Genomic DNA, 23,866 nt, shown 5'->3' with positions numbered 1-23,866 from the left:
GTACTCAGTTGACCCAGAGTGTGACACGCCAGGTCAGGCAGGCCATCATGGTCCAGCTCTATACCCACGCATCGTTCAGTCTCCCCTGCCTGGGCGTGTTGGCATTTGGCTGGAGCCTGCTGTTTCACGACTATCTGCCCGCCAGTGAAGCGCTCGGCTGGCTGGCTGGGATCTTCCTGTGGCTGCTTGGCCGGGGTTGGCACTTGCGCTGGCGGCAATCCCGCTTGCAGCAGACGCCGCTGTCAGTGCTGGAGCACGAGCTCTTTATCGGGGCCACCATCACCTCCATCATCTGGGCGCTGGGGGTGTTGCTCTACATGGACAAGCTGCCCGATACCTATCGGGCCGCCATGATGATGCTCTCCAGCCTCATTCTTACGGGCGGCGCCATCATGCTGTTTGGCAGTCGCCGCACCCTCTATGGTTCCGTATTGCCGCTTGGGATGGCCATGCTGTTCGAGCTGGGGGCGGGCAACGAACAGGAGCGGATTGTCTCCTGCATGCTGGCGGGCTATCTGTTCGTCTTCCTGCCGACCCTGCTGCGCCGGATGCGGCGGGATCAGATTGCCTCGCTCCATCACCGTTTCTCCAACGCCGAACTGGTGGCCGAGTTGAAGGTGGTCTCGGAGCATCTGCGCCTCACCTCCCGCCTCGACGGCCTGACCGGCATCGCCAACCGTGCCCACCTCGACGACTGTCTGGAACGGGCCTGGCGCCGCTGTCATCGTGCCCGGGTGCCGCTGTCGCTGGTGCTGGTGGATGTGGATTACTTCAAGCAGTTCAACGATCTCTACGGCCATCAGCTGGGGGATGATTGTCTGCAGCAGGTGGCGGGTCTGTTGGCCGAGGTGGAGCGGCGCGAGGACGATCTGGCCGCCCGTTACGGGGGCGAGGAGTTCGCCCTGCTGCTGCCCTGCACCGGCATGCAGGGGGCGTTGCAGGTGGCGGACAATGTGCGGCAATCCCTCAAGGCGCTGGCCATCCCGCACCAGAAGTCACTGGTCTCCGGTCGGGTCACATGTAGTTTTGGTGTTGCGACACTGATACCGGATAACAGCATGAAAATCGCCGATTTGATCCAAAAAGCGGATGCGGCCCTCTATCAGGCCAAGCATAATGGGCGGGATCGAATCGAAGTAGCCTTGATGGGTAAGGTTGCCTGAGTTTAACGTGACAGATTAAAGAGGTTGTCTATGCAATGTCATCGTATCGAAGAGCTGCTGGAGTTGTTGCAGCCTGCCTGGATCAAGGAACAGGATCTCAGCCTGGTGCAGTTTGTTGCCAAACTGGCCAACGAAGCGGGATTTGAAGGTCCTCTGTCCGAGCTGACCGACGACATGCTGATCTATCACCTCAAAATGCGGGAGTCCGACAAGCAGGCGATGATCCCCGGTCTGGCCAAGGATCATGTGCCCGATTTCAAAGAGGCACTGCTCAAGGCGCGCGGAATCAAGTGAATCTTTAGTGGAAGCGCATCACCTCGGGGTGATGCGCTTTTTTGTTGCCGAAAATTGGGATCAAACGCCAATATTAGATACATCTAATCCACACAATTAGCATGCTGTTTAAGATATAATCCGCTCCATAACAAATAAGGGAGCGATGTCTTGCAATGGCCGATCACGATAAAATCGATATCAAGGACGTTACCGACAAGGATGTAACCGGGACTTTCAACCCCAATACGTTCAAAGCCAGCGACGACAGATTCAACCCGGGCAACCGCATCTATGTGCGGGCCCAGAAAGGTTACTGGCAGCGGGTGCGCAAGGGGATGGGCTGGTTCTTCGTTGCCCTCTTCGTGCTGCTGCCCTGGCTGCGCTACGAGGGGCGACAGGCGGTGCTGTTCGACCTCGGTCATCAGCAGTTCCATATCTTTGGCGCCACCATCTGGCCGCAGGATCTGACCCTGCTCGCCTGGCTCTTCATGATTGCCGCCTTCGCCCTCTTCTTCGTGACCACCTTCCTTGGCCGGGTCTGGTGCGGCTATCTCTGCCCACAGACGGTCTGGACCTTCATGTTCATCTGGTTTGAAGAGAAGCTGGAAGGGCCCGCCAACAAGCGGCGCAAGCTGGACGAGGCGCCCTGGAGCGGCGAGAAGCTGGCTCGCAAGGGGGGCAAGCACCTGGCCTGGCTGGCGATCTCGCTGGTGACCGGTCTCACCTTCGTCGCCTACTTCCAGGATGTCACCCGTCTCATACCGGACTTCTTCACCCTGCAGGCGGGGGGCTGGGTGCTGTTCTGGGTGCTCTTCTTCACCATCATCACCTACGGCAACGCGGGCTGGATGCGCGCCATCATGTGTATCCACATGTGCCCCTATGCCCGCTTCCAGTCCGCCATGTTCGACAAGGACACCTTCATCGTCGGTTATGACACCAAGCGTGGCGAAACCCGTGGTGCCCGCTCCCGCAAGGCAGACCCCAAGGCGATGGGGCTGGGTGACTGTATCGACTGCGACCTCTGCGTGCAGGTTTGCCCGACCGGCATCGATATCCGCGACGGCCTGCAGTACGAGTGCATCAACTGCGGTGCCTGCGTCGATGCCTGCGACCAGACCATGGAGCGGATGGGTTATCCGAAAGGGCTCATCAGCTACACCACAGAGCACAAGCTGGCCAACGACTCCACCCATGTGGCGCGGCCCAAGCTGATTGGCTACGGGCTGGTGATGGCGGTGATGTTGGGGGTGTTTGTCTACAACGCCATGTCCATCATGCCGATGGGGCTCGATATCCTGCGGGATCGCAACCAGCTGTTTCGTGAGAACAGCGAGGGGCTGATCGAGAACACCTACACCCTCAAGATCCTCAACAAGACCCTGCAGTCCCAGACCTACCAGCTGGATGTGGAGGGCTTGCCCGAGTATCAGTGGTTCGGCCCCCGTGCAGTGACCCTGAAGGCGGGCGAAATCTACACCCTGCCGGTCAGTCTGGCGGTCGATCCCTATAACCTGAAGCGGCCGACGCTGGATATCCAGTTCGTGCTGAAGCGGGAGGGGGCGGCGCCCGATGACAGCAAGGGCAACCTGCGCCAGGGCAGCAAGTTTATCAGCCGGTTGTGACCGCTTGCGGCGGCGGGCCGGGGGTTACATACATCCGGTCACCAGCGAGCACGGTAATGCCGGGTAGTAGTGATAGAATGGGGCGCAACGGCGCCCCTTTCTTATGGTGGATGACATGCGTTTCAACTATTCCGACCTCAATCCCGACCTCATCATGGATGCGCTCGATCTCAGCGGCCTGCGACTCGACTCCGGCCTTATCGAGCTCAACAGCTACGAAAACCGGGTCTACCAGTTTCAGGATGAGGATCGTCGCCGCTATGTGGTGAAGTTCTACCGTCCCGGCCGCTGGAGCCGGGCCCAGATCCTCGAGGAGCACGAGTTTGCCACCCGTCTCGCGGAGGCGGAGATCCCGGTCGCCGCACCGCTCGCCTTCGCAGGCGAGACCCTGCTGGAGCACGAGGGTTACCCCTTTGCCATCTGGCAGAGCGTTGGTGGCCGCCAGTTCGAGGTGGACAACCTCGACCAGCTGGAGTGGGTGGGGCGTTTTCTCGGCCGGATCCATCAGATCGGTGCCAGCAAGCCGTTTCACCATCGGGTGCGACTCGATGTGGAGAGCATGCTGCACGAACCGCGTCAGCTGTTGGCGTCCGGCGAATGGCTGCCGAGCGGACTGGCGAAGCAATTTTTCGGGGTGCTCGACGAGCTGATCAAACATGTCAGTGACGCCATGACGCTGGATGTGGCGCAGATCTCGCTGCATGGCGACTGCCACCCGGGCAACATCCTCTGGCGCGATGGCCCCATGTTTGTCGACCTCGATGACTGCCGCACCGGCCCCGCGATTCAGGATCTCTGGATGATGCTGAGCGGCGAGCGCCACGAGCAGCAGATCCAGCTCGACACCTTGCTGGCGGGTTACGAGGAGTTTATGGAGTTCGACTCGCGGGAGCTGGCGCTGATCGAGCCGCTGCGAGCGATGCGCATCGTCCACTACATTGCCTGGCTGGCGCGGCGCTGGGAAGATCCCGCCTTCCCCCGTCACTTCCCCTGGTTCAATACCGATCACTACTGGCGCCAGCAAATCGCCACCCTGCACGAACAGCTGGAAGCGCTCAAGGCACCGCCGTTGACCCTGATGCCGGGGTGGTAAGGTGACGGGAGAGAGGTCAGCCAGTGCCGGGTGATGGACCTTATTGGGCATTGACTGCGGGATGGCGAAACAATAGGCTTGGCACTGCTTCGGTTCGCCGGGCGTGCCTCACAGTGATCCCTTAACAGGAAACATCATGAAAAAAGTTCTATTTTTCCTTGCTGCCATGCTGATGATCCCCATGGTTCACGCCGCCCCCGAGTTCAAGGAAGGCGTCAACTACGATGTGGTCAAACAGACTGGTACCGCCCAGCCGGAAGTGATGGAGTTCTTCTCCTACTACTGCCCGCACTGCGCTACCTTCGAGCCGATCGTTGAGCAACTGCAAGCCGGTCTGCCGAAAGACGTTACCCTGAAGAAGAACCCGGTTGCCTTCCTCGGCCGCGAAATGGGTCCGGAGATGCAGCGTGCCTACGCCGTCGCCAGCCTGCTCAACGCTGAAACCAAGCTGACCCCGGCCATCTTCAACAAGATCCACACCCAGCGTCAGCCGCCGATGAGCCGTGATGACGTGAAGCAGATCTTCGTGGACAACGGCGTACCGGCTGACGAGTTTGCCGGTGCAGTCGACAGCTTCGCCGTCTCCGGCATGGTCTCCCAGTTCGATCGCAACACCGAGAGCTACAACATTCGCGGTGTGCCGGCTTTCCTGGTGAACGGCAAGTACATGGTGAAGATTGAATCCATCACATCTCAAGAGCAGTTCAACCAGCTGGTGCAGTTCCTGCTGGCCAAAAAAGACTGATACCCCTTGAGTCGATAAAAAAGCCCGCCGGTGCAAACCGGCGGGCTTTTTGTTTTCTGGCACGCTGAAAGATCAGACCCCGACGTGGAACGCCTGCTTGAGGTGGCGGATGAACTCCGCATCCCGGCAGAGGGTCTTGCCCGGGCTGTCGGAGATCTTGGCGACCGGGCCGCCGTTGCACTCCATCAGCTTGAAGACGATGTTCATCGGACTGACACCGGGCAGATCGCAGGTGAGCTTGGTGCCGATGCCGAAGCTGGTGTTGATGCGGCCACGGAAGTGGCGGAACAGTTGCACCGCCTTGTCGAGATTGAGCCCGTCGGAGAAGACCAGGGTCTTGTCGGTGGGGTCGATGCCGAGGCGCTGATAGTGGCTGATCGCCTTCTCACCCCACACCACAGGATCGCCGGAGTCGTGGCGCAAGCCCTGATAGCTGCTGGCCAGCTCGAAGTCGAAGTCACGCAGGAAGGCATCCATGGTGATGCAGTCGGTCAGGGCAATGCCGAGATGGTCGGTGAACTCGTCCAGCCAGCTGGTGAGGGCGGCGCGCTGGCTGTGCTCCAGCGGGAAGCCGAGCTGCTGGTGGGCCTGGAACCACTCGTGGGCCTGGGTGCCGACAGCGGGCAGCTTGTACTTCTGGGCCAGCAGGTAGTTGCTGGTGCCGCGAAACGCCGGCAGCCGCTCCTTGAGGCGACCCACCACCGCATCTTGCACCGCGTGGGAGAAGCGGCGACGGGTACCGAAGTCGATGAGGTTGAACTCGCTCATCTCGTCGCTGCTCAGCTCCTGCTCCAGCTTGTCGATCTTCTGATCGAGCCGCTCCAGCGCGTGGCTGACGCCGAACTGGGGGTAGCGGAAGCGGTTGCGCATCTCGCTGATGATGGCGAGCACCGGGATCTCCCACAGGATCACATCCTGCCAGGTTCCTTCGACCCGCACATTGATGCGGCCATCCTGCTCGAACACCTTGAGCAGGGAGGCATCGAGCGGCTTGCGGCGCAGGTGGTCGAGGTAGTCAGGGGTGAAGAAGGGGCGCTCGGCCAGAAAATCGAGCTCTGGCTTGGTCAGTCGCAGGGATCCGGCGAGGCGCAGTTGCTCCTCGATCTGCCCCATCATGGGCAGCAGATCCTCTTCGTTGCGGCTGTGGAATTCAGCCACCACCTCGGCATCCGGATAGCGATGGAACACCGCCTGCTGCATATGCAGCTTGTAGGCATCGGTGTCGAGCAGGCTGGTGAGTATGGGTGGCATATCAGACTCCCCGCAGGCGGGCGAACGCAATAACGCTCCCCTGCCGCTTTTGTAGATTGCAGACGCCGGTATCGGGCAGGCTGATGAGAATGGGGGGCATATCAGGCGTCCAGCAGGCGTTGTACATCGATCAGGGTCTGGGCCAGTTCGGCGCCAGCCTCGATCATCTGGGTGTGGGCGCTGGCAATCGTCGCGGGAGCGATGCCACGGCAGGCATCGAGATGGACGATCACCCGGAAACCGGCACGGCGCAGTTGCAGCACGCTGGTTTTGACACAGTAGTCGGTGGCGAGGCCGCCGACCAGCACGGTATCGACCTTGCGGGCTTGCAGGAATTCGATGAGTCCGGTACTGCGCCGTTCGGCCAGGTCGTGGAAGCAGGTGCCGTAGGGATGCAGATCCGGCTCGACCCCCTTCCAGACGAAGAAGTCATAGTCGATGGGGGCGGGCAGGCCGTCAAGCAGCTCGAATCCTTTGCTGCCCGGCACGCAGTGCACCGGCCAGGTGAGGTCGGCGTTGGGCAGATCCAGCGGCAGCAGCATGCCAGAGGGGTCAGAGACGGCCCAGGCGGCATTGGCAGGGTGAGCGTCTTTGCTGCCGATCCGCAGCGTGGCGAGGGTGGCCTGAGCGTTGAGTGCGGCCACAATATCATCACCGCCCGCGACGGGCAGTTCGTTCGGGCAGAGGGGGGTAAAGCCCTTCTGCGCATCAATATCCAGGCTGGCGACGGTTCCCATGATTGGCTCCTGCACATACTATTCGTGTGATATTATCTACCAAACATTAATGGAAGGCGAGCAGGGCGATCGGCATGCTGAGAATGAGTCTGGATATGGTGGTGCTGCGGTTGCATGAGGAGCGGCTCGAGCTGCTGCTCGAGACCCGTGATCGCCCTCCCTTTGCCCACTGCTGGCAACTGCCGGCGCTGCGCATCGATGAGACCCGGGATCGGGATCTGGATGCCGCCCAGCGCCGGCTGCTGGCGGAGTGGGGGCTCGGTCACTGCTACAGCGAGCAGGTCTGCACCCTCGGCAATCTGGAGCGGGATCCCCGCGGCTGGTCCACGACCCTGGTCTATCTCTGCCTGGTGGATCCGGAAGTGGAAGCGATCCACGGCTGCTGGCATCCGCTCGCCAACTTGCCGGGGCTGAGCCTCGCCTTCGACCATGTCCAGCTCATCGCCAAGGGGCTGGAGCGGCTGCGGATCAAGAGCCGCTACAGCACCCTGCCGCTGCAACTGCTGGGGCCCGAGTTCACCCTCTCCGAGGTGCAGCGCACCTTCGAAATCATCCTGCAAACACCGATGAATACGGCGGCCTTTCGCAAGCGGATCCATCGTGCCGACATTCTGGTGGATACCGGCCGCAAGCGCACCGGCAAACAGCGCCCCGCCATTCTCTACCGGCTGGAGAGTCCCTGCTGCGTGATGTTCGATCAGGTGATGCATGGAGCGGAAGCGTGAGTGCGAATCCCGTTCGAGTGTTGGTGAGTGCTTGTCTGCTGGGTCCATGTTCGTTGCGTTACGATGGCCCAGGTTTTAGCCAGTGGGGGAGCAAAGCATGAGTGAGACCAGCGTGCACAAGGTGCTGGTAAGCGCCTGCTTGTTGGGTCAGCCGGTGCGTTACGACGGCCAGAGCAAGGGGATTGTCAGCGACTGGCTGAGTACGCTGGGTGCCGAAGGTCGGGCGCTGGCCTTCTGCCCCGAAGTGGCGGGCGGTTTGCCGACCCCGCGGCCCCCTGCCGAGCAGCAGGGTGAGCGGGTGGTGACGGCGAGCGGGCTGGATGTGACCGCCGAGTTTGAGCGCGGCGCCGAGCTGGCGCTGGAAATCTGTCAGGCGCAGGGCATTCGCTTCGCCCTGCTGAAAGAGGGGAGCCCTTCATGTGGCAGCGGCCGTATTTATAACGGCCGCTTCGAGGGTGTCTCTGTGGCGGGCGAGGGCAAGACCACTGCGCTGCTGCGCCGCCACGGGATTGCGGTCTTTTCTGAGGATCAGTTGGTCGAGTTGGCCTCGGCACTCTCTTTGGACTCCTCCCCGGATTTGGCGGCAACCGGCAGCGGCGCTTGACCGCTCTGCCACCCCTCCAGCACCTCGTCCTTCTCCTGCCAGCGCTGGTTTAGCCACTCCTGAAAACCCCGCTTGAACTGCTTGTCATTGAAGTAGTCGCCAACCAGCGCCTCATCCACCGGCAGCTCCTCAATCCGCACCTGAATGCGTTTTACCCGTCCCATCAGGAAGTCCTTGAACGGGGTCTCGGCGTTGTCCGGATAGCGGATGGTGACGTTGATCAGACTATCAAACTGCTCGCCCATGGCTGCCAGCGTGAAGGCCAGTCCCGCCGCTTTGGGCGGCATCAGGTGACGATAGCGGGAGCGGGCGGCATCCCGTTTCTGCTCGGTGAAGCGGGTCCCTTCCACAAAGTTGATGACGGTGGTGGGGATGTGGCGAAACTTCCCGCAGGCATTGCGAGTGGTCTCGATATCCTTGCCGCGCAGGTGCGGGTTGCGCAGCAAGAATTCCCGTGAATAGCGGCGCATAAAGGGCATGTCGAGCCCCCAGCAGGCGAGCCCCAGCAGCGGGATGTAGATCAGCTCGTGCTTCATAAAGAACTTGGGCACCGGTAGCCGATCCCGGAACAGGTGACCCAGCACCACTATGTCGGTCCAGCTCATGTGGTTGCTGATGACGAGGTACCAGCCATCCTTGCGCAGTCGGGTCTTATCTTCGATCTGCCAGTCGATGCGCATCGTGAGACGGATCACCAGCGCATTGCAGGCCAGCCACAGGCGCATGAAGCGGTTGTTGAGGCGGCTGCAGGCGCGGCCAAAGGCCGGGATCGGCAGCAGCAGTTTGGCCAGCGATACCAGCAGGATCAGGCTGGCGCACAAGGCGGTGAACAGGATGGTCAGGCCTGCGCTGATGATCAGCACCAGCGGGCCGGGAAGCAGGGTTAGCATGGATCTCTACTGCGCCTTGGTTGCCAGCAGTTGGCTCAGGGTCTGGTCCTTCTCGTGCCAGATCCCGTTCAACCACTGTTGAAACTCTTGTTGGAACTCGGGGTCATTGAAGTAATCCCCCACCAGCTTGCGGTCGATCGGCAAATAGCGGACCTGAACCTTGATTTGCCCGACCCGGCCGCACATAAAGTCCCAGTAGCTGGGGATGCCGTCCGGATAGGCGATGGTGACATCCACCAGTTGATGCAACTGGTCACCCATGGCTGCCAGGGTAAAAGCGATGCCGCCTGCTTTCGGGTGGAGCAGGTGACGATAGGGCGATCCCTGCTTCTGATGCTTGCTGCCGGTGAAGCGGGTGCCTTCGACGAAGTTCATCACACTCACCGGAATGTGGCGGAACCTGGCACAGGCTTTACGGGTTGTCTCTATGTCTTTTCCCTTCAGATGGGGGTGTTTTTCCAGAAATTTCCTGGAATATCGCCGCATGAAGGGAAAGTCGAGCGCCCACCATGCCAGACCGAGAAAAGGTACCCAAATCAGCTCTTTCTTGAGGAAAAACTTCAGGAAGGGGATTTTTTGGTTAAAAACCCGCTGCAGTACCAGTATGTCGACCCAGGATTGATGGTTGGCAATCACCATATACCACTCATTCCGGCGCCCTTTGTCCACTCCGACCACCTCGAAAGGTGTTTTGATGATGGTTTTCTGGATCAGATTGTTGAAACCGATCCAGCAGCTGGCACAGCCATCCAGCAGGGCATTGCAGAGGGTTCGCCACCCCTTGAGCGGTAGCGGCAGCTTGAGCAGACCCAGCAAGAAGATGGGGATAAACCAGAAGAGGGTGTTGAAAAAATAGAGCAGGGTGGAGAGGCTGCCGCGCAGTCGCTCTGTCAGCTTGTTGGGCATGAGTTAGGGTCCGTCTTGCTGTCGATAAAGGGCCATAAAGTGGTCAGATCTGTGGCCATAATATCAGCCGATGGCTCGCGAGACCATGTAGAGAGCTATCGGTAGCAAGGGACTCACTTCGCGCAATGCAGCCTATTCATCCGCTGCGCAGCCGCGACAGCAGCCGATCCATGGCGCGATAACCGAGCGCCTCGATGAGATGCTCCTTGCCGATAGCCGGTTGCCCTGCCAGATCGGCGATGGTGCGCGACACCCGCAAAATGCGGTGCCAGGCCCGGATGCTGAGCCCCAGCTTCTGGATGGCATTCTCCAAAAATTCGGCATCTTGCGGCGATAGTCTGCAAATATCCTCTATCTCGCGACTATCCAGCAGGTTGTTGAGTTTGCCATTGCGGCCGAGCATTCGCTCCCGCGCCGCCAGTACCCGATCGCGGATCTGCTGGCTCGACTCCCCCCGCTCCGCCTTGCCGGTCAGACTCCCCTTGGGCAACAGTGGCACCTCCACCGTCAGGTCGAACCGGTCGAGAAAGGGGCCGGAGAGTTTGCCGAGGTAGCGCAGGATCTGATCCGGGCTGGAGCGGGTCTGGCCGTCGCCATAGTGGCCGCATGGGCTGGGATTCATGGCACCGACCAGCTGGAAGCGGGCTGGAAAATCTACCTGACGGGCGGCCCGGCTGATGGTGATGTGGCCCGTCTCCAGCGGTTCACGCAGGGAGTCGAGTACCTTGCGCTCAAATTCGGGCAGCTCGTCCAAAAACAGCACCCCGTTGTGGGCCAACGAAATTTCGCCGGGCCTTGGGTGGCTGCCGCCCCCCACCAGCGCGACGGCGGAGGCGCTGTGGTGCGGCGTGCGGTATGGCCTGTGGTGCCAGTGACCGGCGCGCGGGGTCAGGCCGCCGATGGAGTGGATGGCGGCGGTCTGTTGCGCTTCCTGTTCGCTCAGCGGTGGCAGAATGCCTGGCAGACGACTCGCCAGCATGCTCTTGCCGGTGCCGGGCGGGCCGATGAACAGCAGGTTGTGGCTACCGGCGGCGGCGATCTCCAGTGCCCGTTTGGCTTGGGACTGGCCGATCACATCCTGCAGATCCGGCACATCGGGCAGGCTCTCCGTGCTTTGTGGATCTGGCAGTGGCAGCTCGTACTGGCCTGCCAGCCAGGCGGTGACGGCCAGCAACTGGTGGGCGGTGCGCACCTCGGCATCCTGAATGAGGGAGGCTTCCGGGCCGTTTTCCCGCGGCACCAGCAGAGTGCGCCCCGCATCGCGGCAGGCGAGCACAGCAGGCAGCACCCCGAGCACGGGGCGGATCTCGCCGGTCAGGGCCAACTCCCCCAAAAATTCGTGATCGAGCAGGTATTTTACAGGTATCTGCTTGGAAGCGGCGAGAATGCCGATGGCGATGGCCAGATCGAAACGGCCACCCTCTTTGGGCAGGTCAGCGGGTGCCAGATTGACGGTGATGTGCTTGCTCGGGAACTCGAAATTGCCGTTGAGCAGGGCGCTGCGCACCCGATCCCGTGACTCCTTCACCGAGGTTTCCGGCAGGCCAACCATGTTGAAGGCGGGCAGGCCGTTGGAGAGGTGAACTTCCACTGTAACTTGCGGGGCCGCGATCCCGAGGCTGGCACGGCTATAAACCACAGCTAATGACATAAATCCCGTCCTTGAGTTGATATATGTTCTGACTAACTGCTTATTGTTGGTTTTTTATTCCAGAGTTCCGGCTGAGGAATAGCCAAAATCAGTGGGTTGTCACAGAAAAAAGGCTTGCCCAATAAAAATCACCGTGCTAGTTCTAATAGCCATTCGCGGTACAAACCGCCTCAATTTCACAGGATTTCCGGTTGTAACTATGAACATGGCCTCCCGTTTCGTCAGCATTATTGTGGTCCTAGTGGTGATTATTATCTCACCGCTCGGGGCTCGTTTAGCTGCACGGAACAAGGGATAGACCCACCACCGGACAGAACGAAACAAGCGACCCCCGAGCCTCACAGCTCGGGGGTTTTTTTTCGACCAAAGGACAGGATTTTCCACATGAACGGCGCGCAGTTTTTGGTACAGGCTCTCAAGAAACAGGGTGTGACCCAGGTGTTTGGTTACCCGGGCGGGGCCATCATGCCGGTCTACGATGCCCTGTATGACGGTGGTCTGGCCCATCAGCTCTGCCGCCACGAGCAGGGTGCCGCCATGGCGGCGGTCGGTTATGCCCGCGCCTCCGGTCAGGTGGGGGTCTGTATCGCCACCTCCGGCCCCGGCGCTACCAATCTGGTGACCGGTCTGGCGGAGGCGCTGCTCGATTCTGTGCCGCTGGTGGCCATCAGCGGTCAGGTGCCCTGTTCCGCCATCGGTACCGATGCGTTTCAGGAGGTCGACGTGCTCGGCATGTCCCTCTCCTGTACCAAGCACTCCTTCATGGTGACCGATGCCGCCGATCTGGGGCGGGTGCTGGCAGAAGCCTTCGTCATCGCCACCGAAGGGCGTCCGGGTCCGGTGCTGATCGATTTTCCCAAGGATGTGCAACTTGCGGCCGTGCCGCCCCAGAGCCCACTGTTTGCGGTGGAAGAGCCAGAGGCGCTCAACCCCTCGGAGTTGGCCGCAGCCCGCACTCTGATCGCCGCAGCCGAGCGTCCGGTGCTTTACGTCGGTGGCGGAGTGGGCATGGCCAATGCCGAGCAGCAGTTGCGCGACTTTGCCGCCGCCACCGGCATGCCTGCGGTCACCACCCTCAAGGGGATCGGCGCGCTTGACCCCGACAGCCCCGTCTACCTCGGCATGCTCGGCATGCACGGCACCAAGGCGGCCAACTATGCGGTGCAGCAGTGCGACTTGCTGCTGGTAGTGGGCGCCCGTTTCGACGACAGGGTGACAGGCAAGCTGGAGCAGTTTGCCCCCGAGGCGAAAGTGATCCATCTCGATGTGGATGCCGCCGAGTTCGGCAAGCGCCGCGCCGCCGAGGTGGGGATCACCACGGATCTCAAGCGGGTGTTGCCCGCCCTCGCCATGACTCTCGACATCGCCCCCTGGCGTGAACACTGTGCCGCCATGGCCCGCGAATATGCGTTTCGCTACGACCATCCGGGTCAGGCCATCTATGCCCCGGCTCTGCTCAAGCAGCTCTCTGCCCGGCTGCCGGAGAGCAGCGTGGTGGCCTGCGACGTGGGTCAGCATCAGATGTGGGTAGCCCAGCACATGCGCTTCACCAGCCCGCGCAACCACCTCTCCAGCGCCGGTCTCGGCACCATGGGCTTTGGTCTGCCCGCCGCCATCGGCGCCAAGATGTCGCGCCCGGAGGATGAAGTGGTGCTGGTGAGCGGTGATGGCTCTTTCATGATGAACGTGCAAGAGCTCGGCACCATCCGCCGGGCCCAGCTCAAGGTGAAGATGGTGCTGCTGGATAACCAGCGCCTCGGCATGGTGCGCCAGTGGCAGGAGCTGTTCTTCGACGGCCGCTACAGCGAGACCATCCTCTCCGACAACCCCGACTTCGTCGCCCTGGCTGCTGCTTTCGGCATCCCCGGCGAGACCATCACATGCAAGGAGCAGATAGCCGGAGCCCTCGATCGCCTGCTGAAGAGCGAAGGCGCCTACCTGCTGCATGTGGCTATTTCAGAGGAAGAAAACGTCTGGCCCCTGGTTCCGCCGGGAGTCGCCAACCACCAGATGATGGAGCAACGCCCATGAACCCGCACACCCTTGCCCAGCCAGTATTTGCACAGCACACCCTGCATATCCACGCCCAGCCCAGACCGGAAGTGATGGAGCGGGTGCTGCGGGTGGTGCGTCACCGCGGCTTCAATCTCTGCGCCTTGAATATGGAGCAGGATTGCCAACAACTGCGGATCACGGTTACTGTCGAGTCGGTGCGTCCCATCCAACAGTTGTGGAGCCAGCTGGTGAAGCTGGTGGACGTCTCCCGGGTCGATGCACTGGAACAGCAACCCCGGATCAGAGCTTAAGGAGCCAAGCCAATGTCACAGCCTTCCCAATCCGCCACTCACCCCCAATACATCTGGTTCAACGGCAAACTGGTGCCCTGGCAGGATGCCCAGGTGCACGTCATGAGCCACGCCCTGCACTACGGCTCCTCGGTGTTTGAGGGTGTGCGCGCCTACGACACCCCCAAGGGCACCTGCATCTTCCGTCTGCAGGAGCACACCCGCCGCCTGTTCGACTCCGCCAAGATCTACTGGATGGACGTCCCCTACAGCGAGTCCGAAGTGAATGAAGCCTGCCGCACCGTGGTGCGCGAGAACGGCCTGAAGAGCGGCTATCTGCGCCCGCTGGCCTTTGTCGGCAACGTGGGGCTGGGGCTGCATCCGCCGCTGGATGCCAAGGCTGACCTGATGGTGGCTGCCCTGCCGTGGGGCGCCTATCTGGGGGAAGAGGGGCTAAAAAATGGGGTGGATGTCTGCGTCACCTCTTGGAACCGACTCGCTCCCAACACCATTCCCACCGGCGCCAAGGCGGGGGGCAACTATTTGTCATCCCAGCTGATCAGCCGCGAAGCCAAGCGCAACGGCTTCGCCGAGGGGCTGGCGCTGGACGTGAACGGCTACCTGAGCGAAGGGGCGGGGGAGAACCTGTTTCTGGTGAAGAACGGCGTGCTGTTCACCCCGCCCGCTACCGCCGCCATCCTGCCCGGTATCACCCGCGACACCATCATGACGCTGGCCCGCGATCTGGGTTACGAGGTGCGCGAGCAGGCGCTGCCCCGCGAGGCGCTCTATGTGGCGGACGAAATCTTCATGACCGGCACGGCCGCCGAAGTGACCCCGGTGCGCTCCGTCGATCGGATGAAGGTGGGCGCTGGCAGCCGTGGCCCGGTGACCGAGCAGTTGCAAAACGCCTTCTTCGGCCTGTTCAACGGTCAGACCGAGGACAAGTGGGGCTGGCTGACGCCAGTCAACGACTGATAAGAGAGGGGAGGCGCCATGCCTCCCCGAGTCGCTTCCGGTGAGAGCTTCCCAGAGGAGTCTTCACCAGGGTCGATTCCGATCCACTCGTATCATCACCGCATAACGCATCGAGCCCATATGGGTATTCAGGGAGTAGAGACATGCCGAAGTTGAGATCCGCCACCACCACCCACGGACGTAACATGGCCGGGGCCCGCGCCCTGTGGCGTGCCACCGGAATGACCGATCAGGATTTCGGCAAACCCATCATCGCCGTGGTCAACTCCTTTACCCAGTTTGTACCGGGCCACGTCCACCTCAAGGATCTGGGCCAGCTGGTGGCCCGCGAAATCGAAGCCGCAGGCGCGGTGGCCAAGGAGTTCAACACCATAGCGGTGGATGACGGCATCGCCATGGGCCACGGCGGCATGCTCTACTCCCTGCCGTCGCGTGAACTGATTGCCGATTCGGTGGAGTACATGGTCAACGCCCACTGCGCCGACGCCATGGTCTGTATCTCCAACTGCGACAAGATCACCCCGGGGATGCTGATGGCCGCCCTGCGCATCAATATCCCGGTCATTTTCGTCTCCGGTGGCCCGATGGAAGCGGGCAAGACCAAGCTCTCCGATCAGATCATCAAGCTGGATCTGGTGGACGCCATGATTCAGGGCGCCGATCCCAAGGTATCAGACGCCCAGAGCGAACAGGTAGAGCGCAGCGCTTGCCCTACCTGCGGCTCCTGCTCCGGCATGTTTACCGCCAACTCCATGAACTGTCTGACCGAAGCGCTCGGCCTCTCCCAGCCGGGCAACGGCTCCATGCTGGCGACCCACGCCGATCGCGAGCAGCTGTTCAAGCTGGCGGGTCAACGCATCGTGACCCTGGCCAAGCGCTGGTATGAACAGGATGACGAGACCGCCCTGCCGCGCAATATCGCCACCAAGGCGGCGTTCGAGAATGCCATGGCACTGGATATCGCCATGGGTGGTTCCACCAATACCGTGCTGCACCTGCTGGCAGCTGCGCAGGAGGCGGGCGTCGACTTCACCATGGCCGACATCGACCGCATGTCCCGCAAGGTGCCGCAGCTGTGCAAGGTGGCGCCCTCCACCCAGAAGTACCATATGGAAGATGTGCACCGCGCCGGTGGCGTGGTGGCGATTCTGGGCCAGTTGGAAAAAGCGGGTCTGGTACACGGCGATACCCGCACCGTGTTGGGTTGCTCCCTTGTCGAACAGCTCAATGAATATGACGTCAGCCGCCAGCCGAGTCAGGAGGTGGTGGACTTCTACCGCGCTGGCCCGGCCGGGATCCGCACCACCAAGGCGTTCAGTCAGGATTGCCGCTGGCCGGAGCTGGATCTGGACAGAGCCGAGGGCTGCATCCGCTCGCTGGATAACGCCTACAGCCAGGAGGGCGGCCTCGCCGTGCTCTCCGGCAACCTCGCAGTCAATGGCGCCATCGTCAAGACCGCCGGAGTGGATGAGGAGAACCTCACCTTCCGTGGCCCGGCCCGGGTGTTCGAGAGCCAGGAGAGCGCGGTGAACGGCATCCTCGACGGCACAGTGAAAGCGGGCGAGGTGGTGGTGATCCGCTACGAAGGGCCGAAAGGGGGCCCCGGCATGCAGGAGATGCTCTACCCCACCACCTATCTGAAATCCATGGGATTGGGCAAGGCGTGCGCCCTGATTACCGATGGCCGTTTCTCCGGCGGCACCTCGGGCCTCTCCATCGGCCATGTCTCGCCGGAAGCAGCCTCTGGCGGCACCATCGGTCTGGTGGAGGATGGCGACATCATCAGCATCAACATTCCGGCTCGCAGCATGGTGCTGGAGGTGGCCGACAGCGTGCTGGCTGCCCGCCGTGTCGCCGTCGAGGCTCGTGGCTGGAAGCCGCTCGATCGTCAGCGCCAGGTCTCCTTTGCCCTGCGCGCCTACGCCATGTTCGCTACCAGCGCCGACAAGGGTGCGGTGCGCGATCGCTCGATGCTGGGGGAGTAAATCATGGTCTCTGCGGCTGATTATCTACGCAAGGTGCTGCTCTCTCCCGTCTACGAGGCGGCGCGAGTGACCCCGTTGCAAACGTTGAAAAAACTCTCCGAGCGGCTCGGCAACCATGTCAGTCTGAAGCGGGAGGATCTGCAACCGGTCCACTCCTTCAAGCTGCGCGGTGCCTATCACAAGATCGCCACCCTGACCCAGGAGCAGAAGGATCACGGCGTCATCGCTGCCTCTGCGGGTAACCATGCGCAGGGAGTCGCCCTGTCTGCCGCCAAGCTCGGCATCAAGGCGATCATCGTGATGCCCAAGACCACGCCGGACATCAAGATCGATGCGGTGCGCCGTCAGGGCGGCAACGTCATGCTGTTTGGCAACAGCTTCGACGAGGCCTATGCCGAGAGCCGCCGCCTCGCCGAGCTGGAGGGTTACACCCTGATCCCGCCGTTTGATGACGTCGAGGTGATCGCCGGACAGGGCACCATCGGCAAGGAGCTGCTGGATCAGGACATTCACCTCACCCACGTCTTCGTGCCGGTGGGGGGCGGCGGGCTGGCCGCCGGGGTGGCGGTCTATATCAAGCAACTGCTGCCGGATGTGAAGGTGATCGGGGTGGAAGCTGAAGGGTCTGCCTGCCTCAAGGCGGCCATGGCGGCGGGCGAGCCGGTCAATCTGGAGCGGGTCTCCCTGTTTGCCGATGGGGTGGCGGTCAGGCGCATCGGCGAGGAGACCTTCCGCCTCTGCAACCAGTATCTGGACGAGGTGGTGACCGTCTCCAACGACCAGATCTGTGCCGCGTTGAAAGACATCTTCGACGACTGCCGCGCCATCGCCGAGCCTTCGGGGGCATTGTCGCTGGCGGGCCTCAAGGCCTACAGCGAGCGGGAGCAGGTGAAAGGGGGGCGGATGGCGGCCATTCTGTCCGGTGCCAACGTCAACTTCCACAGCCTGCGCTACGTGTCGGAGCGCTGCGAGATCGGCGAGAAGCGCGAGGGCATGCTGGCGGTGACCATCCCCGAGCGCAAGGGGGCCTTCCTCGACTTCTGCCGCCAGCTCGGGCCCCGTATGGTGACCGAGTTCAACTATCGCTATTCGGATGCGGTGCAGGCGTCGCTGTTTGTCTCGGTGCGCCTCACCGGCGGTGACGAGGAGCTGGGCCAGATCATCGATCAGCTCGGCGGCAACGGCTATCCGGTGGTCAACATGACCGAGAGCGAGCTTGCCAAGAATCACGTGCGTTACATGATTGGCGGCCGCCCGGCCCGGCCCCTCGGCGAACGTCTCTACAGCTTCAAGTTTCCGGAGCAGCCGGGCGCCCTGATGCGTTTTCTGGAGACCCTGGGCTGTCGCTGGAACATCAGCCTGTTCCACTACCGCAACCACGGTGCCGACTACGGCCGGGTGCTCTGCGCCTTCGAACTGCCGGACGAAGACGTGGCCGCCTTCCACGACTACCTGCACGAGATTGGCTACCGTTGGAAAGAGGTGAGCGACGACCCCGCCTACCGGCTGTTCCTGGCCAGTTGAGCAAGTGGGGCTTCAACTACTCATCCGAAGGGAGGCGTGATGCCTCCCTTTTCTATTGCTGCGTGTGGATAGGTCCACTCCGTACGACGCAAGGTCATGGTTTAACTGGTAAAACCATGTGAACCAGTATGCTGGTGATTTTTACGCCGGATATTGCTGGCAAGCTCACACTCCTGATGAGCTGGTCATTTGAGGCTGTGACAGGATGGGATACCCTGAATAGCGGAGAGGCCGCCTGACGGCTTCACACAGGGAAAGTGCGCACTCAGGCGCCCATAACGACTTATTGCAGAGGCGAAAATATGAATAAATCCATGCTTGCCGTATTGGTCAGTGGTCTGCTGGCGGCCGGGGCCGTTCAGGCCGCCGCTCAGGACAACACCTGGTATGCCGGCGGCAAGGCCGGTTGGTCCAAGTATTTTGACGTCGACCAGAAGCAGGTGGTCTCCAGCACGCTGGGGGCTCTGGGCAATACAGGTACCAGTCAGGATTCCCTTGGGTTGGGCGCTTTTGCCGGGTATCAGGTTAACCCCAACCTGGCGTTCGAACTGGGTTATGACTGGTTTGGCAAGTACACCTCATCCGGCGAGCTGAGTGGAGTCAAAATCGAAGGCGAAGCGAAGAGCCAGATGGTTCAGGCCACCATGAAGATTGGTTTCCCGGTCAACGATGTGCTTGATCTGTATGGGCGGATCGGTGGTGGTTATGCCTGGACCAACAATGAGCTGTCAGCTCAGACTGCTACTGATTTCGTCAAGGATAGTGGTAACAAGCACGGGGCTGCCTTTGTCGGTGCCCTGGGTGCCGAGTACTCCATCGACCAGAACTGGGCCGCTCGTCTGGAGTATCAATACACCACGCCGCTAGGTGATGCCTCCCTCGATCGCTCCGGCATCGAGATGGACAACGGTCTGCTCTCCTTTGGCATGCTCTACCGCTTCGGTCAGGTGGGTGCCCCGGTTGTGGCGCCTGCCCCTGTGGTCGCTGAACCGGCTCCGGCCGTGGTGGTCGCTCCCAAGGAGTTCAGCCTGAGTTCCGATGTGCTATTCGAGTTCAACAAGGCAACCCTGAAGCCGGCCGCCAATCAGGCGCTCGACGCCCTGTTTAGCCAGATTGTGGCAGCCAACCCGAAAGATGGCGTCGCGACCGTGATCGGTTATACCGACCGCATCGGCTCCGACAACTACAACCTGGCGCTCTCCGAGAAACGGGCCCAGAGCGTGGCCAGCTATCTGGTATCCAAAGGCTTGTATGCCGACAAGGTGCGGGTCGAGGGACGTGGCAAGGCCAATCCGGTCACTGGCAACAGCTGCGCCAGCCGCGCCAAACAGGAGCTGATTTCCTGTCTGGCTCCGGATCGCCGGGTGGAAATCCATCTGGAAGGGGTTTCCCAGCCAGCCCAGTAAGCGGTGCGACGGGGTAAATAAATGCAAAAACGGGAGGCTTGGCCTCCCGTTTTTTTATGCTGTGCGTGTGGTGTCGAGCTTCAGAGCTTGAACAGCGGGCGCAGGCGGATGCCGATCAGGCTGCCAGCGAGGGCCATCAGCATCCAGACCCAGCCGTGCAGGCTGCCGGAAGCGGTGCCGTCAAAGAAGCCGCCGAGGTTGCAGGCGCTATACATGGCACCCATCCCCATCAGCAGGCCGCCGATGATGGAGGCCAGACTGTTGCCAAGCCGCATCGGGGCAAAGTTGCCACCACCGCTAATGCAGCGCGCCAGCATGGCCCCCAGAATGCCGAGCCAGAACATGCCGACCATGGGATTGATGAAGAGCGGCTGGGCCAGAGTGGGATTCCCTTCGTACAGGCCAAACAGGGAGGCGCCACGCAGCGCCATGTCATAGACGGCCCCGGTGATGGTCCAGGCCGAGCCGTGCAGGGCGACCACGGAAGAGTTGAGCAGGGCGATGATGATGCCGCCGGTCAGTACGGTGAAGCGGCCATCGCGCCAGAACAGGTTGCCACCGCTGAAGATGGGCTTGAGTTCGCCAGTGCGCTTGAGCTCGCTCTTGCGAAACAGCAGGAACAGTACGGCGACCAGCGCCAGGTTAAGCAGCATGCCGCTCCAGATATTGCCGGTCAGGTCTTTGGCCAGCACCACATGGCTGGAGAAGGTGGCCTCCAGTTCGGGGCGGAACTGGTTGCTGATGAGAGTACCGATGCCGTAGCAGATCAGCACCAGCCAGAAGCGGGGTTGCCCTTCGCCGCAGCAGTAAAGGGTGCCGGTGGCGCAGACGCCAGCCAGCTGCATGCCGATGCCGAACAGGAAGGCACCGACGATGAAAGGAATGCCGATAGCCATCACGTTGCCCACCATGGCATCGCCAAACAGGGCGTGACTAAAGGAGAGGAAGGTGGTGAACAGCAGAATTTCGATGGCGATGGTGAGCAGGTGAACCCGCACGTAGTAGCTGTTGCGCTTGGTCAGCATTTCACGCCAACCGAACACGATGCCGAAGCGGCTGAAGGAGAGGGTGAAGCCGAAGCCGAATCCGATAAGAGCCATCAAGGCCCATTTCATGCCAAAGGTAGTGCTTAACCAGATTAACGCTCCCCCCGCGAGTGCCACGATGGGGAGCGACCATTTTCGATTCATACCAGTTTGATCCTTATGGTTGGTTGGGATTGAGAGAGGGCGGATCCTATTCCCTCATGGAGCCCAACGCCACCCATTTTGCCGGTACAGACGAAAATTCAGGCGCTGTATAGTGCCCAGCGCCGATAGTTAATGGTGGGTGGCATCGAGGTTGAAGTGGCGAGTCTGCCTGGTCAGGATGCGGGCGTGCTGGGCAACCATGCCTGCCTCCTCGGCGGCGTGGCTGGCGCTCTGATTGACTTCGGCCGCCAGACGGGACATCTCGCCGACCTGATGGTGGATCCCCTGAATGAGGCGGGTCTCATCGGTCATCAGCTGATCGACCTGGGCTATGCGCTGGTTGATCTCCTCGCAGCTCTGTTCGATTAGGGTGACGCTCTGGCGTGCCGTCATCGCGTGGGTGACCGCTTGTTCGACCCGAGCCAGCTCGGTATTCATCTCGCTGGCGGCGCGCAGGCTGACATCCTGGATCTTGCCGATGATGGTGTTGATCTCGGTGGTGGCGCTGCCGGTGCGGGTCGCCAGCGAGCGCACTTCATCGGCCACCACGGCAAAACCGCGTCCCTGTTCACCGGCTCGGGCAGCTTCAATCGCAGCGTTCAGCGCCAGTAGATTGGTCTGCTCCGCAATATCGTGAATGGCGCCCGCCAGTCCGGCAATCTGCTGCGAGAGCCCGGCCAGATCCGAAATGGTGTGGGATACCCGCTTTACCCCCGCCGCTTGCTCATCGATCACTTGCTCCACGGTGTGAATGATGTGGGTGGTCTCTTGTGCGCGGGTGGCTGACAGCAGGGTCAGCTCCCCCACTTGATGCAGCTGACCGCCCGCCTGCTCGATGGAGTGGGTGAGTTGCTCGATGGCCTGTTCGATATGGTGGGCTGCCCCGACCTGCGCCTGACTGTCATTGGCGTGGCGCTGTGCCATGGCGGTCAGGCTGGTGGCGCGATCATCCAGTGTAGTGGCACTGCGCTGCAGGGACTCCACCAGGGTGGCAAGCTGGTCGCGCATGGCCCCGATCTGGCGGATCAGCTCACCGATGGCATCGAGGCCCGGTTCCGGCATGGGGCGGTTCAGTTCCCCTTCTGCGATGGCTGCCGTTGCTTTGCCTGCGGCCAGCAGCCGCTGCTGGGTTGGTAAACCCAGCCAGAAGATGAGACCGGTACCAAGCAGGGCGGCGCACAGCAGCAGGCCATAGCAGAGGCGAGTAGTGTCGGCCAGATGCATCATCTGATCGGCAGCATATTGGTTGCCGCTGGTGACGGTCGCATCCACACCGAGGCGATGGGCGCTGTAGATGGCATGAAGGCTCGTGGCAATGCGGGTGGCTGTGGCAATATCACCCGTTTTGATGGCCGGAATAAACTTGGCGTTGAGCAATTGCCAAAACAGCTCCCCCTGCACTTTTTGCTCCCCCAGCAGCAGCTCCTTGAGGGGCTCGTTCAGATTGCTCTCTTGCCAGAAGCGGTTGCGGCTCTCGAACTCTTGCTGGAGCCGGGCGAGGGTTTGCAGCAGGGCCTCCCGCTCTTCCGGTTTGGCATGGAGCAGGGTGTAGACCTGCAACTGGGATTCGATGAGGTAGAGGGGCGGCGGCAGGATGTCGGCGACCACGTCCTTCCCTTGTCCCATCTGGTCTGCTGCGCTCCGGACCGAATAAAGCCCGAAAAAGCTGATGGAGATCAGCGTGATAATAACCATGATCCCCAGAACCTGGCCAAAAAGCAGGGATCTGTCGTGAATGTGCTTGAGCATGTTGCCTCCATTCGGCTCCGTCCATGGATAGCATAGCTCTCTGGCGGGATGGTGCGACTCGGGTGTGGCCTGTTGATGGCGAGTCGGCTCTGGAGAAGGGGAGGTAGCAGTCTGAAAACCGCTGGTGCCACGAAAAAGAACCCCGGCAGATGAGCCGGGGGAGAGGGTTGACGGGGCGGTGTCAGGTCCGGCTTGGCGCAGCTTTGCCGCTGCGTAGACCATCCAGACTGAACAGCACCAGCGCGCTCCAGATGCAGGCGAAGGTGAGCAGCTTGTCCATCGCCAGCGCTTCCCCATAGAGAGTGACCGCGAGGATGAACATCATGCTGGGGCCAATGTACTGGAAGAAGCCCAGGGTGGAGAGCTTGAGCCGGGTCGCGGCGGCAGTGAAGCAGAGCAGGGGTGCCGTGGTGACGGCGCCAGCGGCGATCAGCAACAGGTTGAGCTGCCAGCTGTTCTCCGTCATGTGGCTGGTCGGACTGTCGGCAAAGCCCCACAGATAGATGGCCGCAGGCGGCAGCATGATCATGGTTTCGATCAGCAGACCGGTGAGGGCATCGAGGGCCAGTTTTTTGCGCACCAGACCATAGATGGCAAAGCTTGATGCCAGCACCAGCGCAATCCAGGGCAAAGAGCCAAAGGCGATGAGCTGGATCGCCACCCCGGCAAAGGCCAGCGCGACCGCCCACCACTGCAGGCGGCGCAGCTTCTCGCTCAGAAACACCATCCCCAACAGTACGTTGAACAGCGGGTTGATGTAGTAGCCGAGGCTGGCATCCAGCATATGGCCGTTGTTGATGGCCCAGATAAACAGCAGCCAGTTGCCGCCGACGGTGACCGAAGTAAACGCCAGGGTGAGCAGCACTTTTGGCTGGCGCAGCACCGCCTGCACCTTGTGCCACTGACGGCCTGCCAGGGTGAGCACCAGCAGCAGCACGCAGGACCAGATCATCCGGTGGGTCAGGATCTCGGCGGCCGGGACGGCAGAGATGGTCTTGAAATAGATGGGGGCTATGCCCCAAAGGGTATAGGCGCACAGGGCGTAGATAACGCCCTGACGCTGGATCTGTTGCGGCATGCGGA

At 61.4% G+C, this 23,866-nt stretch carries 21 protein-coding genes; 13 read left to right on the top strand and 8 right to left on the bottom strand.

Features of this window, described 5'->3' with window-relative positions; all coding sequences use genetic code 11:
* Positions 1–8: 8 nt before the first annotated feature.
* The 5 genes from LD28_RS0102250 to LD28_RS0102230 all read left to right on the top strand — a co-directional run bounded on the left by LD28_RS0102250 (position 9) and on the right by LD28_RS0102230 (position 4,902).
* The gene (locus tag LD28_RS0102250; RefSeq protein ID WP_033135401.1) at positions 9–1,163 is read left to right on the top strand and encodes a GGDEF domain-containing protein; all 1,155 of its coding nucleotides are present in this window, start codon (positions 9–11) and stop codon (positions 1,161–1,163) included.
* A 30-nt stretch (positions 1,164–1,193) separates the two neighbouring features.
* Positions 1,194–1,457, top strand: coding sequence for a YihD family protein (locus LD28_RS0102245; protein ID WP_033135400.1), 264 nt, complete (start codon positions 1,194–1,196; stop codon positions 1,455–1,457).
* A gap of 155 nt (positions 1,458–1,612) precedes the next feature.
* Entirely contained in the window at positions 1,613–3,064 is a 1,452-nt protein-coding gene (gene ccoG, locus LD28_RS0102240; RefSeq protein ID WP_033135399.1) for a cytochrome c oxidase accessory protein CcoG, read from the top strand.
* Positions 3,065–3,167: 103 nt separating this feature from the next.
* Positions 3,168–4,157 (top strand): serine/threonine protein kinase, encoded by a 990-nt coding sequence (locus LD28_RS0102235; protein ID WP_033135398.1) that lies wholly within the window; start codon positions 3,168–3,170, stop codon positions 4,155–4,157.
* A gap of 136 nt (positions 4,158–4,293) precedes the next feature.
* Complete coding sequence (locus tag LD28_RS0102230; protein WP_033135397.1) at positions 4,294–4,902, top strand: thiol:disulfide interchange protein DsbA/DsbL; 609 nt, start codon at positions 4,294–4,296, stop codon at positions 4,900–4,902.
* A 72-nt stretch (positions 4,903–4,974) separates the two neighbouring features.
* Here LD28_RS0102230 and pncB read toward each other — a convergent pair whose 3' ends face one another.
* Positions 4,975–6,153: a nicotinate phosphoribosyltransferase gene (gene pncB, locus LD28_RS0102225; RefSeq protein WP_033135396.1), complete on the bottom strand. Its 1,179-nt coding sequence runs from the start codon at positions 6,151–6,153 to the stop codon at positions 4,975–4,977.
* 101 nt (positions 6,154–6,254) lie between these two features.
* A complete protein-coding gene (locus LD28_RS0102220) occupies positions 6,255–6,890 on the bottom strand; it encodes a nicotinamidase (RefSeq protein WP_033135395.1) in 636 nt (211 codons plus the stop codon).
* Between the two features lie 74 nt (positions 6,891–6,964).
* On the opposite strand from LD28_RS0102220, the gene LD28_RS0102215 reads away from it, so the two are divergent.
* Positions 6,965–7,615 (top strand): NUDIX hydrolase, encoded by a 651-nt coding sequence (locus tag LD28_RS0102215; protein WP_033135394.1) that lies wholly within the window; start codon positions 6,965–6,967, stop codon positions 7,613–7,615.
* Positions 7,616–7,712: 97 nt separating this feature from the next.
* Positions 7,713–8,219 (top strand): 2-thiouracil desulfurase family protein, encoded by a 507-nt coding sequence (locus tag LD28_RS0102210; protein ID WP_033135393.1) that lies wholly within the window; start codon positions 7,713–7,715, stop codon positions 8,217–8,219.
* On the opposite strand, the gene LD28_RS0102205 is transcribed toward LD28_RS0102210, so the two are convergent.
* The 3 genes from LD28_RS0102205 to LD28_RS0102195 all read right to left on the bottom strand — a co-directional run bounded on the left by LD28_RS0102205 (position 8,144) and on the right by LD28_RS0102195 (position 11,666).
* Positions 8,144–9,109 (bottom strand): acyltransferase, encoded by a 966-nt coding sequence (locus LD28_RS0102205; RefSeq protein WP_033135392.1) that lies wholly within the window; start codon positions 9,107–9,109, stop codon positions 8,144–8,146. The two genes, LD28_RS0102210 and LD28_RS0102205, sit on opposite strands and share 76 nt — an antisense overlap.
* A gap of 6 nt (positions 9,110–9,115) precedes the next feature.
* Entirely contained in the window at positions 9,116–10,015 is a 900-nt protein-coding gene (locus LD28_RS0102200; protein ID WP_033135391.1) for an acyltransferase, read from the bottom strand.
* Positions 10,016–10,151: 136 nt separating this feature from the next.
* On the bottom strand, positions 10,152–11,666 hold the full coding sequence (locus LD28_RS0102195; RefSeq protein WP_033135390.1) for a YifB family Mg chelatase-like AAA ATPase: 1,515 nt from the start codon (positions 11,664–11,666) through the stop codon (positions 10,152–10,154).
* Positions 11,667–12,050: 384 nt separating this feature from the next.
* Here LD28_RS0102195 and ilvG point away from each other — a divergent pair, with 384 nt between their 5' ends.
* From ilvG to ompA, 6 genes are all read left to right on the top strand, one after another.
* Positions 12,051–13,697, top strand: coding sequence for an acetolactate synthase 2 catalytic subunit (gene ilvG / locus LD28_RS0102190; RefSeq protein ID WP_033135389.1), 1,647 nt, complete (start codon positions 12,051–12,053; stop codon positions 13,695–13,697).
* Complete coding sequence (gene ilvM / locus LD28_RS0102185; RefSeq protein WP_033135388.1) at positions 13,694–13,972, top strand: acetolactate synthase 2 small subunit; 279 nt, start codon at positions 13,694–13,696, stop codon at positions 13,970–13,972. Before ilvG ends, ilvM begins: the two co-directional genes overlap by 4 nt.
* A 12-nt stretch (positions 13,973–13,984) precedes the next feature.
* Positions 13,985–14,929 carry a branched-chain amino acid transaminase gene (locus LD28_RS0102180; protein ID WP_005342010.1) on the top strand — a complete coding sequence of 315 codons (945 nt, stop codon included), beginning with the start codon at positions 13,985–13,987 and terminating at the stop codon, positions 14,927–14,929.
* 143 nt (positions 14,930–15,072) lie between these two features.
* A complete protein-coding gene (gene ilvD, locus LD28_RS0102175; protein WP_033135387.1) occupies positions 15,073–16,914 on the top strand; it encodes a dihydroxy-acid dehydratase in 1,842 nt (613 codons plus the stop codon).
* 3 nt (positions 16,915–16,917) lie between these two features.
* Complete coding sequence (ilvA, locus tag LD28_RS0102170; protein WP_033135386.1) at positions 16,918–18,438, top strand: threonine ammonia-lyase, biosynthetic; 1,521 nt, start codon at positions 16,918–16,920, stop codon at positions 18,436–18,438.
* A gap of 302 nt (positions 18,439–18,740) precedes the next feature.
* Positions 18,741–19,844 (top strand): porin OmpA, encoded by a 1,104-nt coding sequence (gene ompA, locus LD28_RS0102165; RefSeq protein WP_033135385.1) that lies wholly within the window; start codon positions 18,741–18,743, stop codon positions 19,842–19,844.
* An 80-nt stretch (positions 19,845–19,924) separates the two neighbouring features.
* On the opposite strand, the gene LD28_RS0102160 is transcribed toward ompA, so the two are convergent.
* The 3 genes from LD28_RS0102160 to rarD all read right to left on the bottom strand — a co-directional run bounded on the left by LD28_RS0102160 (position 19,925) and on the right by rarD (position 23,861).
* A complete protein-coding gene (locus LD28_RS0102160) occupies positions 19,925–21,034 on the bottom strand; it encodes a YeeE/YedE thiosulfate transporter family protein (protein ID WP_193354294.1) in 1,110 nt (369 codons plus the stop codon).
* A 129-nt stretch (positions 21,035–21,163) separates the two neighbouring features.
* Complete coding sequence (locus LD28_RS0102155; RefSeq protein ID WP_033135383.1) at positions 21,164–22,783, bottom strand: methyl-accepting chemotaxis protein; 1,620 nt, start codon at positions 22,781–22,783, stop codon at positions 21,164–21,166.
* A gap of 181 nt (positions 22,784–22,964) precedes the next feature.
* Complete coding sequence (rarD, locus tag LD28_RS0102150) at positions 22,965–23,861, bottom strand: EamA family transporter RarD (protein ID WP_033135382.1); 897 nt, start codon at positions 23,859–23,861, stop codon at positions 22,965–22,967.
* Between the last annotated feature and the right edge of the window lie 5 nt (positions 23,862–23,866).

Source organism: Aeromonas finlandensis (assembly GCF_000764645.1).
GTDB lineage: Bacteria > Pseudomonadota > Gammaproteobacteria > Enterobacterales > Aeromonadaceae > Aeromonas > Aeromonas finlandensis.
Note: the sequence above shows the minus strand (reverse complement) of the source record. Positions and strands in the feature narration are given on the sequence as shown.